Below are 16405 nucleotides of genomic sequence, written 5' to 3'. Positions count from 1 at the left end.
CGCCGCGGCGTGCCGCCGGGCGGCGCACCGAGGGCCGGCCCGCGTCCGGCGGCGTGCCCGGTCACACGGAGCCGGACGCGGCCCCGTGCTGTTCCAGGGCCGCCTCCAGCGTCGGCTGCGGGGGCAGCAGCCGGGCCAGACCGGTGACCTTGAGGATGCGCAGGGTCAACGGATGCGTGCACACCAGGTGCAGCTCTCCACCCTGGTCGAGGACCCGGCCGCGGGCCCGGTACAGCAGACGCAGGCCGGAGCAGTCGAAGAAGTCCACGCGGCTCAGGTCGAGCACGACCCGGGCACCGGGCCGTGCCGTGACCCGGTCGATGTGCGGGGCGATCTGCGCCTCAGCGGCGATGTCGATCTCGCCGCGGAACTCGAGCACCGTGTGCCCGCGGTCCCGGTGGACGCGCAGATGCCGGGTGAACGGCGGCGCAGGATCCTGCTGCACGACGACATTCCCCTCCAACCGGCTCCTCGTGCGACGGGCCCGGAGACCACAGCATCCCCCGGTCTTCGGGGCCCAACACCCTTACCCACTCTGCAAGTTACCCTCCTAGGAGGGAAATCCAGCATGTTCGGTTGACATATGTCTCCGCGGTGCGGCCGACTGAGGCTACTCGCCGGGCGGCGCGTCGAACAGGGCGCTGACCGACTCCCCGTTGTGGATGCGGCGTACGGCCTCGGCGAGGGCCGGGGCGATGGACAGGATCCGCAGCTTGCCCTTGTGCGCCCGGTACGCCTCGTCCTCCACCGGCACGGGCACGGTGTTGGTGCACACGATCTCCAGGACGTCGCTCTGCTCGGTCAGCCGTTTGAGGGCGCCCGCCGCGAACAGGCCGTGGGTGCAGGCGACACGGATGGAGCGGGGCCCCAACTCACGCAGTCGATCCAGGAGTTCGAGCACGGTGCTGCCCTTGGCGATCTCGTCGTCCAGCACGATGACGTCCCGTCCGGCCACGTCACCGATGACGGAGCTGATGCTCACCCGGTCGTCGGCGTAGCGCTGCTTGGCCCCGGCGGCGACCCGGGCTCCGATCATCCGGGCGAAGGCGGCCGCCTCCTTGGCGTTGCCCAGGTCCGGAGAGACCACGGTGGTGCGGGACAGGTCGTACTGCCGGAAGTGCTCGGCGAGTTCGCGCAGCGCGTGCAGGTGGTCGACGGGCACCGAGAAGAAGCCGTGCACCTGCGGGGCGTGCAGCGTCATCGCCAGGACACGGCTCGCGCCCGCCGCGACCAGCAGGTCGGCCACCAGCCGGCCGCCCAGCGAGATGCGCGGCGCGTCCTTCTTGTCGGAGCGGGCGTAGGAGTAGTGCGGCATCACGACGGTGATCCGCCCGGCGGAGGCGCCACGGGCCGCGTCACACATCAGCAGCAGCTCGACCAGGTGCTCCTGCACCGGCTTGACCAGCGGCTGGATGAGGAAGACGTCCCGCTCCCGGCAGTTCGCCCGGAGCTGCACCTCCAGGCAGTCGTTGGCGAACCGGCTGACCCGCGCCGGACTGAGGGGCACGCCCAGATGCGCGCAGACCTCCGCCGCCAGCTCGGGATGGGCGCTGCCGCTGAACACCGCGATGTCTCGCACGATCCGCTCCTCGCCTGATCACTGACGACTGCCGCTCATGCTACTGATCACGCGGGAACCCGGTCGCGGCACGCCAACGGGGGGCGGGCCAGGGCCGCAGGCGTTGCGACGCCGCCCGCGGCAACTTCCAGGGCGATGGCCGGAATTGGTCCGTACCACGTATTGACGCTCCCTTATCTCACTCCTTGAATCAAGGGCGACACATTCACCCCCCACCACGGTCGGCGGCCCGGGCCCGGGCCGCCGCACGGAAGGGAGAGCCGTGGTCCGTCCACGCCTGCTCCGCAGAAGTCTGTTCGCCGCCCTGTCCGCGGTCCTGGTCGGCTCCGCCGCCGTCGGGACCGCCGAGGCCGACTCCCCGAAGGCGGCCGTCCCCACGGCGGCCGCCGCCGCCACGTTCTCCGACACCTTCGACGGTCCCGCCGGCGCGGCCGTCGACTCCTCCAAGTGGCAGCTCGAGACCGGCGACAACGTCAACAACCACGAACGCCAGTACTACACGGCGGGCAACAGCAACGCCGCCCTGGACGGCCAGGGCCATCTGGTCATCACCGCGCGCCGGGAGAACCCGTCCAACTACCAGTGCTGGTACGGCACCTGCCAGTACACCTCCGCCAGGCTGAACACGTCCGGGAAGTTCTCCGCGCAGTACGGGCACGTGGAGGCCCGGATGCAGATCCCGCGCGGGCAGGGCATGTGGCCCGCGTTCTGGATGCTCGGCACCGACCTCGGGCAGGTCGGCTGGCCGAACTCCGGCGAGATCGACGTGATGGAGAACGTCGGTTTCGAGCCCTCCACGATCCACGGCACCATCCACGGCCCCGGCTACTCCGGCGGGGACGGTATCGGCGCGTCCTACTCGCTGCCCGGCGGTCAGCCCTTCGCGGACGCCTTCCACACCTACGCCGTCGACTGGGCGCCCGACTCGATCACCTGGTCGGTGGACGGCACCGTCTACCAGCGCCGCACCCCCGCGGACCTGGGCGGGCGGAGCTGGGTGTTCAACAAGCCGTTCTTCCTGATCCTGAACCTCGCCGTGGGCGGCGACTGGCCGGGCGACCCGGACGGCGCCACCTCCTTCCCGCAGCAGTTGGTGGTCGACTCGGTCTCGGTGACCACGAGTAACGACGGGCCGGCCGGCGGCGCGATCCGGGGCCTGGCCGGCAAGTGCGTGGACGTGGCCGGGGCGAGCCCCGCCAACGGCACCCCGGTACAGCTCTACGACTGCAACGGCACCCCCGCCCAGCAGTGGACGGTCGCCTCGGACGGCACCCTGCGCGCGCTCGGCAAGTGCCTGGACGTCACGGACGGCTCCACCGCGGACGGCGCCACCGTCCAGCTGTGGGACTGCACCGGCGGACCCAACCAGAAGTGGGTGGTCTCCTCGGCGCGGGACATCGTCAATCCGCAGGCGGACAAGTGCCTGGACGTCACCGACAACAACTCCGCCAACGGCACCCGGCTGCAGATCTGGACCTGCACGGGTGGCGCCAACCAGAAGTGGACGGTGGGCTGAGCCCTCGGGCCGGCACCAGTGCCCGCGGCTGAGGCACGCGGCTAGGGCCTGTTCGCAACAGGTCCTAGTGCACGGTCCAGGTGAACTTGTCGCCGCCGACCCAGCGGACGACGTCCGGATCGTCGAGGTCGTGGACGTTGATGCCGAAGGCGGCGGCGGCCTCCAGGACGTCGATGACGGTCTTCGCCTCGCCGACCACCTCGCCGTCGATCTCCACGATGCGGAAGGGCGGACTGCCCGGCTGCACGGCGAGCACCAGGATCCGCGGCCGGGAGATGTGCAGGGCAGCTTCGGTCATACCTGCAAGGGTAAGACGCCGCCCGCGGCGACGGGCTCCCGCCGGACGCCGGAGTGCCGCGTGATGCGGTCCCGGTGGCACCGGGGAACCCTGGGGGTGGAGGTGGCCATGGACCCTGTCGAGGCACTGGACCGGATCGCCTTCCTGCTGGAGCGGTCCCTGGCGCCGACCTACCGCGTACGCGCCTTCCGCACCGCCGCCCGGGTCCTGTCCGGACTGCCCGCACACGAGGTCGCCGAGCGCGCCACGGCCGGGACGCTCCAGTCGCTCAAGGGCGTCGGCCCGAAGACCGCCCAGGTGGTGCGGGAGGCACTGGCCGGGCAGGTGCCCGGCTATCTGCGCGCGCTGGAGGACGAGGCGGACGCGCCGCTCGCCCCGGGCGGTGAACGGCTGCGGGCGCTGCTCCGCGGCGACTGCCACCTGCACTCCGACTGGTCCGACGGCGGCAGCCCGATCGAGGAGATGGGCCGGACCGCGGCGCGCCTCGGGCACGAGTGGGCGGTGCTCACGGACCACTCACCGCGGCTGACGGTGGCCCGCGGGCTGTCCGCCGAGCGGCTGCGCGAGCAGCTGGAGGTGGTCGCGGAGCTGAACCGGACCTGGGCGCCGTTTCGGCTGCTGACCGGCATCGAGTGCGACATCCTCGACGACGGCTCGCTCGACCAGGAGCCGGAGCTGCTGGAACGGCTGGACCTCGTGGTGGTGTCGGTGCACTCCAAACTGCGGATGGACGCCCGCTCGATGACCCGCCGCATGGTGGCCGCCGTGCGCGATCCGCACTCCGACGTCCTCGGCCACTGCACCGGACGGCTGCTGACCGGGCGGGGGCGGCCGGAGTCGGAGTTCGACGCGGACGCGGTATTCGCCGCGTGCGCCGAGACCGGCACGGCCGTGGAGATCAACAGCCGCCCGGAGCGGCTGGACCCGCCGCGGCGGCTGCTGCGCGGGGCCGTCGGGGCCGGCGTGCTGTTCTCCGTCGACACCGACGCCCACGCGCCCGGCCAGCTGGACTGGCAGATCCACGGGTGCGCGCGGGCCGAGGAGTGCGGGGTGCCCCCGGAGCGTGTGGTGACCACGTGGACCGCGGAACAGCTACTGGCCTGGACCCACGAGCGCCGGACGCCCTGAGGCACGCAGCCCGCGCATGCCCTGGTGCTCGTCCGCGCGGTCCGCGTCGGCCGGCCGGGGCCGGGTACTCGGTGGTTCGCACTGTCCGCCGCCGAGAGGAGCCGAAGGTGAGCAGCGCTTCGGGCAGCCGGGTCGTCGTCACGGGCGCCACCGGCAATGTCGGCACGAGTGTCGTACGCGTTCTCTCCGAGGATCCGGAGATCGGGTCCCTGCGGGGGCTGGCCCGCCGGATCCCCCAGTGGTCGCCGCCGAAGACGCAGTGGGCCTCGGTCGACCTGTCCTTCGAGCAGTCCGGGCTGGCCGGGGAGTTCGCGGGCGCCGACGCGGTGATCCATCTGGCCTGGGCCTTCCAGCCCACGCACGACCCGGCGGCCACCTGGCGCACCAACGTGCTGGGCAGCATCCGGGTCTTCGAGGCGGTGGCCGCCGCACGGGTGCCGGTCCTCGTGCACGCCTCGTCGGTCGGCGCGTACTCACCGGGGCCGAAGGACCACGCGGTGGACGAGTCGTGGCCGACCCATGGCTGGCCGGACGCCGCGTACTGCCGGGAGAAGGCGTATCTGGAGCGGGCCCTCGACGTCTTCGAGCGGGACCATCCGGACGTGCGCGTGGTCCGGATGCGCCCGGCCTTCCTGTTCAAGCGGGAGTCGGCGAGCGAGCAGCGCCGGATCTTCGGCGGCCGGTTCCTGCCGGGGCAGCTGGCCCGGCCCGAGCTGATGCCGTTCCTGCCGGACGTCCCGGGCCTGCGGGTGCAGGCACTGCACACGGACGACGCCGCCCGCGCCTACCGGCTGGCGCTCGCGCACGAGGTGCGGGGGGCGTTCAACCTGGCCGCCGAGCCGCCGCTCGACGCGCGGGTGCTGGGCGAACTGCTCGGCTCCCGGCCCGTGCGGCTGCCGCGCACCGCCGCGCGCTCGGCGATCGCCGCCGCGTGGGGGCTGCGCCTGCTGCCCGCGTCCCCCCAGCTGTTCGACGCGGTGCTCCACCTCCCCCTGATGGACTGCACCCGGGCCCGCACCGAACTGGGCTGGCGCCCGGAGCGTACGGCGACCGAGGTGATCCAGGAGTTCCTCCAGGGAATGCAGCGGGGCGCGGGCGAGGAGACGGAGCCGCTGCGGGGCCGCAAGGTCGGATGAGCCGCGGCGGGCCCAGAGGCGGCCCCGGAGGTGTCAGCCGTGCGCCCGTAGCGCCCGCATCTGCTCCTCCAGCGGGCCGAGTCCGACGTCCCGGCGGCGCTCGTCGAGGGTCTGCGGGTGGCGGACGGGGTACGGGCGCAGGGTGGCGGGGTTGATCCGCGTGCCGTAGAACTGCGGCTCGCCCAGTTCCACGGCGCAGTGGTCGGCGATGTAGGCCAGGTGGACCGCGGGGCAGCGGCCGTCCGCGGTGGCCTGGGCGATGAGATCCCGGCACCGCAGCCGGAAATCCAGGTCCGGGGCGTGCAGCAGGATCATCAGGGCCGCCGTCGACGCGGCCCCTCCGACGGCCTCGACGGTCGGCCAGCCGTGCCGGCGCACGATCGCGGCGAGCGCCTCGGCGTTGTCCCCGCGGCACTGCGCCACACGTCGCCGCCGCCCCGCCGTGAGCGCGGCACCCGCCTCCCGCGTCGACTCCCGGTCCGCATCGGCCCTGCGCACCAACTCGGCCGCGATCGGAGAACCGGCCTCCCCCGACAACACCGGGACACCCTGCCCGCCCGACGCCACCGCGTCGCGCGATGGCACCGTGCCCAACCCAACCGGCAACACCGCAGGCTCTCTCTCCGGCGGCGCCACGCCTCCCGGCGGCAGCACCTCGCCCCGGCCGCACGGCTGCACCGCGCTCTGCTCGCCCGGCGGTACCTCGTCCCGCTCCGCCGGCGGCACCGCGTCCCGCTGCCCCGGTGGTGGTGCTGTCTCGGGCTGTCCCGGTGCCGGTGTGTTCGAGAGTGCGTGGGGCGTCCGGGCCGTGGGGTACCCGGTCGGGTCGTGGGGTGTCGTGGGGGTGTCCACGGGGTGGTCCGGGGAGGCCGTCATGGAGCCGTGCCCCCGCGGCGGCGCAGCGTGAACCAGACTCTCTTGCCGGGGCAGCCGGGCTCCGGCGGGGCCATGCCCCAGTCGTCCGCCAGCGCGGCCACGATGGCGAGTCCGCGTCCCGACTCGGCGGTCTCGTCGACCGATCGCGGCCGTGGCAGCACCGGCGAGGAGTCCGCCACCGTCACGCGGAGGGTGTGCGCGCCCCCCTCGATGGTCACGGTGACCGTGTCGTGCGGGCCGGTGCGCGCGTGCTCGACCGCGTTGGCGAACAGCTCGTCCGTGGCGAGCACCGCGCCGTCGCGCTGATCGGCCGACAGCGGCAGCCGGGCGAGCTGCCCGGCGACCAGACGCCGTACGGCGGCCGCCCAGGAGGGGTCGGCGGGCACGGTGGAACGGACGCGGAAGGGTTCGTCCGCGGCGGCGGCCCCCGCGGAGCCTGCCGGCCGGTGCCCGGTGTCCGCCGGCGCGGGCGGCGGCCCGGGACGCCGGGCACTGGATGCCGTCATCGGTCCTCCTTCGGAAGCGGCGGCGCGGCGCACCGCGTCAGGACGGCCACACGCGCCCGCGTGCCCAGGGCGAGGTCGGGGCCTGCGGGCTCCTCGACTGTCCGTCGGTCACGGTGGCCATCCAGGTCTCGCGTCGCGTTCCCGTGCGGGCCGGGCTCCCACATCTGGCAGAACGTCAGTTCTGTTGCTGAAAAGCGCAGTTGGCCGGTGCGACGACCCGCTGCGCGACAGCACTTCCTGTCACTATGGTCTCGGACACACTCGGCCCGCAACCTGCGTTCTGATAATTTCAGAACGTTCACGAACACCCTGTCTCTGTCGTCGACGACATGCCACACTGCACGCGACGAAGGCCGTTCAGGAGGTAGGACGTGAGGGAGAACCGCTCAGGCGGGAGCGCGCCCACCGTCCTGCGGATGGTCCTCGGCAAGCGTCTGCGGCACCTGAGGGAGCGGGCCGGGGTCTCGTTCGAGGAAGCGGCACGGGCCATCGAGGTCACCCCCCTGACGGTCCGCCGGATAGAGAAGGCCGAGGTCGGCCTGCGCATCCCGTACGTCAAGGAGTTGCTGCGCACCTACGGCGTCCCCGCGGCGGAGATCGACGACTTCGCCACCATGGCCCGGGAGGCCAACCGGCCGGGCTGGTGGTACAAGTACCGCGACGTGCTGCCGGACTGGTTCAAGGCGTACGTCAGCCTGGAGAGCGAAGCCAGCGTCATACGCCTCTACGAACCCCATTACGTGCCGGGCCTGTTGCAGACCCGGGAGTACGCCACCGCGCTCATGCGGATCGGATTCCCCAACGAGTCGAAGGAGGAGGTCGCCCGCCGCGTGGCCCTGCGCCAAAGACGCCAGGACCTGCTCGCGAAGCCGGACGGCCCGGCCGTGTGGGCCATCGTGGACGAGACGGTGCTGCGCCGTCCCGTCGGCGGTCCCGCGGTGATGCGGGCCCAACTGGACCGGCTCGTCGAGGTGCTCCGGATGCCGAAGGTCAGCGTCCAGGTCATGCCCTACTCGGTGGGGGCCCACCCGGGCGCCTTCGGCCCCTTCCACCACTTCCGCTTCGGCTTCTCCGAACTGCCCGACGTGGTCTACACCGAGAACCTCGCGGGCTCGGTGTACTACGACCGGCCGGAGGACGTCGTGACCTATCTCGAAGTTCTGGACCGGATGTCCGTACAGGCGGAACCGGTCGCACGGACCAGGGACATCCTGGGCGAACTGCGTAAGGAGTTGTGAACCATGGCATCCGACGCCCCCCTGCACAGCGGCGTGCCGGCCGGCGACCTGGGCACCGAGGGCTGGCACAAGCCCTGGAGCGGCACGAACGGCGGCTCCTGCGTCGAGGCCAAGCGCCTTCCCGACGGCAGGGTCGCCCTCCGCCAGTCCACCGACCCCGAGGGGCCCGCGCTGCTCTACACCCGGGAGGAGATGATCGCGTTCCTTCGGGGCGTCAAGGCGGGTCAGGCGGACTTCCTGGTCGACTGAGCCCGCGGCGGCGTCATCCGACGTCCGCCGACGTCATCCTTGTGAACTCCGGCTCTGCGTACGGATGTTGACGCTAGGTTGAAGGGCGACACCGATCTCGGGACGCACGGCAGGAGACCCCCCATGGCAGACGGCGAGCTCACTCCCGACCAGGACGCGCTGTCCAAGATCGACACCACGGTGCCGCACTCGGCCCGCATCTGGAACTACTGGATGGGCGGCAAGGACAACTACGAGGTGGACCGGATCGCGGGCGACGCCTACCGCGAGCACGCGCCGAACATCGAGACGATGGCTCGCGCCTCCCGCCGGTACCTGGTCCGCGCCGTGACCTTCGTGGCCGGCGACCTCGGCATCCGCCAGTTCCTCGACATCGGCACCGGACTGCCGACCTACGACAACACCCACCAGGTCGCCCAGCGCGTCGCCCCCGAGTCACGCGTCGTCTACGTCGACAACGACCCGCTGGTGCTGCGCCACGCCCAGGCTCTGCTCACCAGCAGCCCCGAGGGCCTGACCGAGTACATCGACGCGGACCTGCACGACCCCGAGGCCATCATCGACCGGGCCGGCAAGATCCTCGACTTCGACCAGCCGGTCGCCCTGATGCTGATGGGCATCCTCGGCCACGTCCAGGACTACGAGGAGGCGAAGTCGATCGTCCGCCGCCTCCAGGCGGCCCTGCCCTCCGGCAGCTGCTTCGTGCACTACGACAGCACCGACACCGACCAGGCGCTCAAGGAGGCCCAGCAGGGCTACGACGACACCGGCGCCGTCCCGTACGTGCTGCGCAGCCCCGAGCAACTGGCCCCCTACTACGAGGGACTCGAGCTGTTCGAGCCCGGCATCGTCTCCTGCCCGCTGTGGCGTCCCGAACCGGGCGGCAGGCCCGAGCCCACGGACATCCACGGCGGCGTGGCCCGCAAGCCCTGACCGCCGGACGGCGGGACGGGCGGGCCACGCCCCGGTCCACAGTTCTACGGCGCCGTGCGCAGGAAGTCCGCCAGCGCCTCCAGGAGCCGGTCGACGTCCTCCTCGTCGTTGTACGGGGCCAGTCCGATCCGCAGCCCGCCGGTGTCGCCCAGGCCGAGCCGGCGGGAGGCCTCCAGGGCGTAGAACGCGCCCGACGGCGCCGCGACGGCGTGTTCGGCCAGGTGGCGGTAGGCGTCGACGGTGCTGCGGCCCTCGATGGTCAGCAGCAGGGTCGGGGTGCGTTCGGCCGCGCGCGAGTGCACGGTGATCTGCGGGAGGCGGGACAGCTCCTCCTCGATCCGGCGGCGCAGCGCGTCCTCATGCCGTTCGAGCGAGCCGAAGGACGTGAGGAGCCGTTCCCTCCGGGTGCCGCGCGCCCGCGGATCCATCCCGGCCAGGAAGTCCACCGCGGCCCGGGTGCCGGCCAGCAGTTCGTAGGGCAGGGTGCCGAGTTCGAAGCGCTCGGGAACCGCGTCGGACGAGGGCAGCAGCTTGTCCGGGCGCAGGGTCTCCAGCAGGTCCGGACGGCTCGCCACGACGCCGAGGTGCGGGCCGAGGAACTTGTACGGGGAGCAGGCGAAGAAGTCGGCGCCCAGGGCCGCGAGGTCGACCGGGGCGTGGGCGGTGTGGTGCACGCCGTCGACGTAGAGCAGGGCGCCGCGCTCGTGGGCCAGGGCGGCGATCACGGGCAGGTCCGGGCGGGTGCCGATCAGGTTGGAGGCGGCGGTGACCGCGACCAGCCGGGTGCGCTCCGACAGCTGGTCCGCGATGTGCCGCGCGGTCAGTTCACCGGTCGCCGGGTCGAAGTCGGCCCAGCGCACGACGGCTCCCACGGCCTCGGCGGCCTGGACCCAGGGACGGATGTTGGCGTCGTGGTCGAGCCGGGTGACGACGACCTCGTCGCCGGGCGCCCAGGTCCGGGCCAGCGTGCGCGAGAAGTCGTACGTCAGCTGGGTGGCGCTGCGCCCGAAGACGACCCCGGAGGGCTCGGCGCCCAGGAGGTCCGCCATGGCCCGCCGGGCGGCGGCGACGCAGTCCTCGGCGTTGCGCTCGCCGGCCGTCGTCAGCCCCCGGTTGGACAGCGGACCGGCCAGCGCCTCGGCGACGGCGTTGATGACCGGCTGCGGCGTCTGGCTGCCGCCCGGCCCGTCGAAATGGGCCCACCCGGCCTTCAGGGCGGGGAACTGCGCGCGGACACCGGCGATGTCATGCGTCACGGGCTACTCCTTCGAACGCTCCTGGCGCGGGATACGGCCCCCATGATCCATCGCCCCGCGCCCCGGGGACAGCCCCCTACGTTCCGCGTTCCTCCAGGGCCGTCCGCCAGGCGGGGACCGGGTCCTTCGGGGCCGGGTCGGCGCGGCGGCCGCCGCGGGTGAAGAAGTCGGCGAGGGGGAGGATCGCGGCGCCGACGGTGACCGCGTCCGGGCCGAGTCGGCCCAGGTCGACGGTCACCCGTTCGGCGGGGTGGCGCAGGGCGTACGCGGTCGCGTGGCGGCGTACCGCGGGCAGGAAGCGGGGGCCGAGCTGGAGGCCGGCCCAGCCGCCGATGAGGATGCGCTCGGGCTGGAACAGGTTGATCAGGTCGGACAGGCCGGCGCCCAGGTACTCGGCGGTCTCCTCCAGCACGGCGAGCGCCACGGGGTCGGCGGCGGTCCCCTCGGGCGGGTAGGCGGCGGCGAGCAGCGCCGTCAGCGCGGTCTCCTCGTCGGTGCCCCGCGGCGGACGGCCGCCCTCCTCGCGCCAGCGCGCCAGCAGGGACTCCGCGCCGGCGTACGCCTCCAGGCAGCCGAGGGCACCGCAGCGGCAGCGGCGCCCCCGTACGCGTACCGTCAGATGCCCCCACTCCACGGCGCGGCCGCGCTCCACCTCGGGGGTTACCAGGCACGCGCCGACGCCGGAGCCGAAGAGCACCACGACCGCGTTGCGGGCGCCGCGCCCGGCGCCGAACCACATCTCGGCCTGGCCCAGGGTCTTGGCCCCGTTGTCGATGAAGTACGGGACGCCGTCCGGGAGCCGTGAACCGTCGCGGAGCAGGGACTCCAGGGGCACCGCGTCCCAGCCGATGGTCTGCCCGTGCACGACGGCACCGCGGTCGGGGGTGGGCTCGACGATGCCGGGGACGCCGATGCCGACCCCGAGGAGGCGCTCCGGGGGCAGCCCGGCCGTGGTCAGGACCTCGGCGATCCCGTCCCGGATGTGCCCGGTGATCACGTCGACGTCGTAGCGCTGCGGCTCCAGCGCCCGTTCGGTGCGCGCCAGTTCGGTGAGGGTGAGGTCGAACAGCTCGACCCGGACCCGGGTCTCGCCGACGTCCACGCCGATCATGTGGCCGCTGCCGGGCACGACGCGCAGCAGGGTGCGCGGGCGGCCGCCGTCGGAGTCGACGCTGCCGGCCTCCTCGACCAGGCCGTCGGCGGCCAGGTCGGCGACGACGTTGCTGACGGAGCCGGAGCTGAGGCCGGTCGCGGGGCCGAGCTCGAAGCGGCTGAGGGGGCCGTCGAAGTAGAGCCGTTGCAGTACGGCCGAACGGTTGCCCCTTCTGAGATCGCGCACCGTGCGCCCGTTCCGCCCCGCCATGTGGCTCCCCTCCCGAACCGTGCCCGAGCTGCAACATACCGCCGCGGGCCGTCCGGGCGCGACTTCTGCGGGCCCTTAGTCCACGCAATAAATTAAGAGGTGACGGTGAGTCGGGTGATCTCCTCGAGGGCGGCGGACAGTTCGGGGGCGACGTGAGCGCGCACCCAGCGTTCGTGCTCCTGCCCCAGGGCACGCGGAATCGCCTCGGTGAGCATGATCAGGTACAGGTAGCTGCGGTACAGGGCGAGCCGCAGACGGGCCGTCCGGCCGAACTCGGCCCGGCCGCCGGCCGCGCGGTAGCCCGCGAGGAAGGCCCGGTCCTCGCGGATGTCCCCGAGCAGGGCGAGCGAGACGAAGTCGGCCGCGGGATCGCCCCAGAACATGCGCTCGCCGTCGATCAGGCCCCCGATGCGCACGCCGTCCTGCGAGCGGTCGACGAGGATGTTGCCCGGCCACAGGTCGAAGTGGACCAGGCGGGGCACGGCGACCTCGTCCAGGGCCTCGTACGCGGACCCGGCCGTGCGGGCGATCTCGTCGACGGGCCGGGGCAGCCGGGCGCCGTAGCGGCGGGCGTCGTCGAGGACGGCGGCGTACATGGCGGTGAAGGCGGTGCGCCAGTCGGGGGCGAGCGGGCCGAGCGCGCCGGAGGGGTAGCCGAAGCCGGGGCCGGTCACCTGGTGGAGCCGGGCCACCTGGCCGCCCAGCCGAGCGCACAGGTGCGCCGCTTCGGCGTCCGTCACCGACGCGCCCCACGGCTCGCCGGGGCAGGCCGTCATCAGCAGATGGCGCCGGCCCGCCTCCTCGCCCTCCGCGACCACGCGCGGCGCCGGCACTCCGGCCCGCCCCGCCCTCCGGCAGAACTCGGCCTCGCCGACCAGGAGGTCCCTCTCGTAGCGCAGTCCGGGCGCGGTCGGGGCGGGCGGGACCTTCAGCACGTAGCGGGTGCCGTCGGCCAGGCGCAGCTCCTCGACGCTGTTGTAGGTGCCGCCGCCCAGCGCACGGAGCCGGGCGAGCCGCCCGGGTGGGACGCCCGCGGCCCGCAGAGCGCGCCGGGCCCGCCCCCACGACCGCGTCGACGGTGTGTCCGGGTCACCGGAATCCGCGTCCCCGACAGCCGTGTCCTCGACAGCCACGTCCTCGAAATCCATTGGACCCCCCTCTCGGATCCTGCTTACCCTAGCCGCAAAACTAATCCCTTTAGGAAACATTTTTCCCGTCCTACCGGAGCCCCCCATGAGATCACTGACCGAGCAGGACGTCCGCAACTCGTTCGTCAACTGCTCCAAGGGCGAGGCCAAGCGCCTGTCCCTGCCGCGCGACCTCGGCGACCGTCCCTGGGACGACCTGGACTTCCTGGGCTGGCGCGATCCCGGAGCGCCCGACCGCAGCTATCTGGTCACCGAGCAGAAGGGCCGGCTCATGGGCGTCACCCTGCGCTTCCCCGCCTCGCAGCGCGGGTTCCTGCACCGCAGCATGTGCTCGATCTGCCTGACCACCCACCGCGGGGGCGGGGTCTCCCTGATGACCGCCCGCAAGGCCGGAGCGGCGGGCCGCGAGGGCAACTCGGTCGGCGTGTACATGTGCACCGACCTCGCCTGCTCGCTCTACGTGCGCGGGAGGAAGGTCCCGGACTCCGGCGCGCGCTTCGAGGAGAGCCTCACGCTGGAGCAGCAGATCGCCCGCACCACGGCCAACCTGGCGGCCTTCCTGGACAAGCTGTACGCCTGACGGCGCCGCACGGTCACGTTCGACCCCCGCGCGATCGGGGAACTGCGCAAGGGATGCGGAAGGTACGTGACTGGACCTCGCCCCTGCTCCGGCTGGCGAAGCGGCGCCGGGACCCCGTGGTCGTGCAGGCGCTGCGCTCCACGACGGCGGCGACGATCGCGTATGTGATCGCGTTGCGGCTGAGTCCGGAGCCGGCGCCGCTGACCGCGCCGCTGACGGCTCTGCTCGTCGTCCAGGTGACTCTCTACTCCACGCTGACCACCGGCATCCGCCGCGTGAACTCCGTGGTGGCCGGAGTGCTGGTGGCCATCGCCTTCTCGCTGCTGGTGGGGCTGACCTGGTGGAGCCTCGCACTGGTGATCCTGGCGGCGCTGGCGGTCGGGCACATGGTGCGGGTGGACGAGTTCGTGCCCGAGGTGGCGATCAGCGCGATGCTGGTCCTCGGCGTCACCGCCGTGGGCAGTACCGCCTCGGCGCGGGTCGAGGAGACGCTGATCGGCGCGGGGGTCGGGCTCGCCTGCAACCTGCTGCTCGCTCCCCCGGTGTGGACCGAACAGGCCGGTGCGTCGATCGAGGGCCTGGCCCGGCGTGTGCGGCAGCTGATGCTGCGGCTGGGCGAGGAGGCGGCCGGGCATCCGCCCGTGGAGCTCGCCGCGCAGCGGCTGCACGAGGCGCGCCGGCTGGACCACGACATCTCCGAGGTGGACGCCTCACTCCGGCAGGCCGAGGACAGCCTGCGGCTCAATCCGCGGGTGCGCGAGGGCATGCTGCACCGGGTGGTGCTGCGCACCGGTCTCGACACGCTGGAGATCTGCACGGTCGTGCTGCGGGTGCTGGCGCGCACCTTCACCGACCTGACGAAGCGGCGGGCCCCCGAGCCGATGTTCTCGCCGCAGACCGGAGCCCTGGTGCAGGAGTTGCTGTCCGAGGTCGCCGACGCGGTGGTCAGCTTCGCGGTGCTGGTCACCACGGACGTCAGCGCGAGCGCCGAGGAGGCCGAGGCCCGGCTGGCCGCGGAGCTGCGACAGACCTCGGCCACCCGCGACAAGGTGGCGCGGCTGCTGCTGGAGGAGGCGCAGCGGGACACGACCCAGTGGCAGCTGTACGGCGCGGTGCTCACCGAGGTCGACCGCATCATCGACGAGATGGACACCGAGCACCGCTCACGCCGGCTCCTGGAGGAACTGGACCGCTACAACCGCGCCCAGCGCGAACGCGCCCCTCGGCTGCCCCGGCTCGGGGACCGGCTGGGCGCGCCGGTCCGGCAGCGGCGGAACCGTGAGGGCGTCGCGCGGCGTTCTGTGCGAGAGGGGCGCGGTCGTCCGACGGCGCGGTCCTGTGAGGGAGGGGAGCAGGCATGACCGAGGCGAAGGTGCGGATCGACGGGAACACACTGCGGCTGCCGGGCGGTGTGGCGGTGCGGTTCGTGCGCACCCTGCGGCTGCCGGAGCGGGGGACGCATCCGCTGCCGCCGGGGCTTGGCGAGTTCCCGGTGCGCCGGGTGGCCGACTACGCGGACTCGGTGCCCGAGGAGTGGCGGGCGCGCGGCGGGGTGATGCTGCCGGTGTACCTGCGCGAGGCGATGTGGCTGAGCTTCGCGGGCACGACGGAGCCGGCCGCACTCCAGGTCGGCGTGGGCAAGGTGTGCGCGGTGTCGGGCCTGCCGTGGAGCGACCGGCTGCGCCGCGACCCGCAGAACTACGTGGTGCTGCCCCGCCAGCCGTGGCTGGACGGCATCAACTCCGGCAAGGGCACCGTGCGTCAGTTCGTCGCCGTGCCGCTGGGCCTGGGGGCGAGCGTCGAGGGCCAGGTCACGGGCGAGGAGGTGTGGGGCGGCGTGCAGGTGCAGTCGTTCCCGCTGAACGACGCCGAACTGGCCCGGTGGCGCGAGGAGGAGCGGCTGCGCCGGCGTCGGGAGGCGGCCCGGTCGGCCCAGATCTTCGGTGGCGCCCCCATGGCGGCGGCGGCCCCGCCCGCGCCCGGCGCCGCGCCGGCCGCCCCCCGCCGGGTCGCGCCCGCCATGGGGCTCGGCGTCGGCGGCTCCATGCGCCAGGAGGTGTACCGGGACGACCGACCGCCGGGCGCCTGGTCCGAGCGGCCCGCCGGGCGGGTGTTCGTGCACCTGGTGACGCCTCCCCAGTGGCGCCGCATCACCGGCGAGGCTCCCCCGCCGTCGCCCGTGGACCGCGCCGCGTACACGAACGCCGGCCTGCCCTGGTTCGACTACTACGACCAGGACGCCGAGGACCTCGCCCCCACCGACGCGCTGTCGGCGGTGCGCCCGGCCGGTGACTGGCTCGGCGACGACCACGAGCCGTGGCAGGAGCCGTCGCCGCACCAGGTGCACCCCCTGAAGGACGCGCCGGGCAGGCCGGTGGAGGACGGGGACTGGTAGCCGCGCCGACCTCCCGCCGCACGCGGCGGCGAGGGGGCGTCGTGTGCGGCCGCGGCGTCCTGCCGCGGTTGCGTGGGAGCGGTGGCCCGCGTCAAGGTGGCAGTCACGACCGGGGCAGCCGACGACCTGAGGTGCGGGCATGGACGGTGGTGCGAAGGCATCGGGAGAAGGGTCTCCCCCGACCGGGCGGAGCCCGGAGCCCGG

Annotated in this window: 17 protein-coding genes; 9 read left to right on the top strand and 8 right to left on the bottom strand. The window is 73.3% G+C overall.

What is annotated here, in order from left to right; translation table 11 throughout:
* Positions 1-61: 61 nt before the first annotated feature.
* Both ACIHCX_RS10315 and ACIHCX_RS10310 read right to left on the bottom strand, forming a co-directional pair.
* Positions 62-445 (bottom strand): anti-sigma factor antagonist, encoded by a 384-nt coding sequence (locus ACIHCX_RS10315; protein ID WP_400028475.1) that lies wholly within the window; start codon positions 443-445, stop codon positions 62-64.
* 165 nt (positions 446-610) lie between these two features.
* The gene (locus ACIHCX_RS10310; RefSeq protein ID WP_400028474.1) at positions 611-1579 is read right to left on the bottom strand and encodes a ribose-phosphate diphosphokinase; all 969 of its coding nucleotides are present in this window, start codon (positions 1577-1579) and stop codon (positions 611-613) included.
* A gap of 262 nt (positions 1580-1841) precedes the next feature.
* Here ACIHCX_RS10310 and ACIHCX_RS10305 point away from each other — a divergent pair, with 262 nt between their 5' ends.
* Positions 1842-3095 carry a lectin gene (locus ACIHCX_RS10305; protein ID WP_400028473.1) on the top strand — a complete coding sequence of 418 codons (1254 nt, stop codon included), beginning with the start codon at positions 1842-1844 and terminating at the stop codon, positions 3093-3095.
* A gap of 64 nt (positions 3096-3159) precedes the next feature.
* Here ACIHCX_RS10305 and ACIHCX_RS10300 read toward each other — a convergent pair whose 3' ends face one another.
* Positions 3160-3393: a hypothetical protein gene (locus ACIHCX_RS10300; RefSeq protein ID WP_400028472.1), complete on the bottom strand. Its 234-nt coding sequence runs from the start codon at positions 3391-3393 to the stop codon at positions 3160-3162.
* Between the two features lie 108 nt (positions 3394-3501).
* On the opposite strand from ACIHCX_RS10300, the gene ACIHCX_RS10295 reads away from it, so the two are divergent.
* The gene (locus ACIHCX_RS10295) at positions 3502-4521 is read left to right on the top strand and encodes a PHP domain-containing protein (protein WP_400028471.1); all 1020 of its coding nucleotides are present in this window, start codon (positions 3502-3504) and stop codon (positions 4519-4521) included.
* Positions 4522-4628: 107 nt separating this feature from the next.
* Positions 4629-5657, top strand: a complete 1029-nt coding sequence (locus tag ACIHCX_RS10290; RefSeq protein ID WP_400028470.1) for an SDR family oxidoreductase — start codon at positions 4629-4631, stop codon at positions 5655-5657.
* A 33-nt stretch (positions 5658-5690) separates the two neighbouring features.
* Here the strand turns inward: ACIHCX_RS10290 and ACIHCX_RS10285 are convergent, their stop codons facing one another.
* Together ACIHCX_RS10285 and ACIHCX_RS10280 are read right to left on the bottom strand one after the other, a co-directional pair.
* On the bottom strand, positions 5691-6197 hold the full coding sequence (locus ACIHCX_RS10285) for a DUF6624 domain-containing protein (protein WP_400028469.1): 507 nt from the start codon (positions 6195-6197) through the stop codon (positions 5691-5693).
* A gap of 332 nt (positions 6198-6529) precedes the next feature.
* Positions 6530-7039: an ATP-binding protein gene (locus ACIHCX_RS10280; RefSeq protein ID WP_400028468.1), complete on the bottom strand. Its 510-nt coding sequence runs from the start codon at positions 7037-7039 to the stop codon at positions 6530-6532.
* A 416-nt stretch (positions 7040-7455) separates the two neighbouring features.
* On the opposite strand from ACIHCX_RS10280, the gene ACIHCX_RS10275 reads away from it, so the two are divergent.
* The 3 genes from ACIHCX_RS10275 (at position 7456) to ACIHCX_RS10265 (ending at position 9459) form a co-directional block, all read left to right on the top strand.
* Positions 7456-8277 (top strand): helix-turn-helix domain-containing protein, encoded by an 822-nt coding sequence (locus ACIHCX_RS10275; protein WP_400028680.1) that lies wholly within the window; start codon positions 7456-7458, stop codon positions 8275-8277.
* A gap of 3 nt (positions 8278-8280) precedes the next feature.
* Positions 8281-8526, top strand: coding sequence for a DUF397 domain-containing protein (locus tag ACIHCX_RS10270; protein ID WP_400028467.1), 246 nt, complete (start codon positions 8281-8283; stop codon positions 8524-8526).
* 123 nt (positions 8527-8649) lie between these two features.
* Positions 8650-9459 (top strand): SAM-dependent methyltransferase, encoded by an 810-nt coding sequence (locus ACIHCX_RS10265; protein WP_400028466.1) that lies wholly within the window; start codon positions 8650-8652, stop codon positions 9457-9459.
* 44 nt (positions 9460-9503) lie between these two features.
* Here the strand turns inward: ACIHCX_RS10265 and ACIHCX_RS10260 are convergent, their stop codons facing one another.
* From ACIHCX_RS10260 to ACIHCX_RS10250, 3 genes are all read right to left on the bottom strand, one after another.
* Positions 9504-10715 carry a cysteine desulfurase-like protein gene (locus ACIHCX_RS10260; RefSeq protein WP_400028465.1) on the bottom strand — a complete coding sequence of 404 codons (1212 nt, stop codon included), beginning with the start codon at positions 10713-10715 and terminating at the stop codon, positions 9504-9506.
* A 76-nt stretch (positions 10716-10791) separates the two neighbouring features.
* On the bottom strand, positions 10792-12078 hold the full coding sequence (locus ACIHCX_RS10255; RefSeq protein ID WP_400028464.1) for an ROK family protein: 1287 nt from the start codon (positions 12076-12078) through the stop codon (positions 10792-10794).
* Positions 12079-12170: 92 nt separating this feature from the next.
* Positions 12171-13226: a phosphotransferase family protein gene (locus ACIHCX_RS10250; RefSeq protein WP_400028463.1), complete on the bottom strand. Its 1056-nt coding sequence runs from the start codon at positions 13224-13226 to the stop codon at positions 12171-12173.
* A gap of 85 nt (positions 13227-13311) precedes the next feature.
* Here ACIHCX_RS10250 and ACIHCX_RS10245 point away from each other — a divergent pair, with 85 nt between their 5' ends.
* Genes ACIHCX_RS10245 through ACIHCX_RS10235 form a run of 3 tightly spaced genes read left to right on the top strand, consistent with a single transcriptional unit; the run spans position 13312 to position 16201 of the window.
* Positions 13312-13806 (top strand): FBP domain-containing protein, encoded by a 495-nt coding sequence (locus tag ACIHCX_RS10245; protein WP_400028462.1) that lies wholly within the window; start codon positions 13312-13314, stop codon positions 13804-13806.
* Positions 13807-13859: 53 nt separating this feature from the next.
* On the top strand, positions 13860-15167 hold the full coding sequence (locus tag ACIHCX_RS10240; protein ID WP_400028461.1) for an aromatic acid exporter family protein: 1308 nt from the start codon (positions 13860-13862) through the stop codon (positions 15165-15167).
* Entirely contained in the window at positions 15164-16201 is a 1038-nt protein-coding gene (locus ACIHCX_RS10235; protein WP_400028460.1) for a hypothetical protein, read from the top strand. The genes ACIHCX_RS10240 and ACIHCX_RS10235 overlap by 4 nt, the downstream gene beginning before the upstream one ends.
* Positions 16202-16405: the final 204 nt, after the last annotated feature.

The sequence above is a fragment of the Streptomyces sp. NPDC052043 genome, from assembly GCF_044548235.1.
Taxonomy (GTDB): domain Bacteria; phylum Actinomycetota; class Actinomycetes; order Streptomycetales; family Streptomycetaceae; genus Streptomyces.
This window is presented reverse-complemented; position numbering and strand designations above follow the sequence as displayed.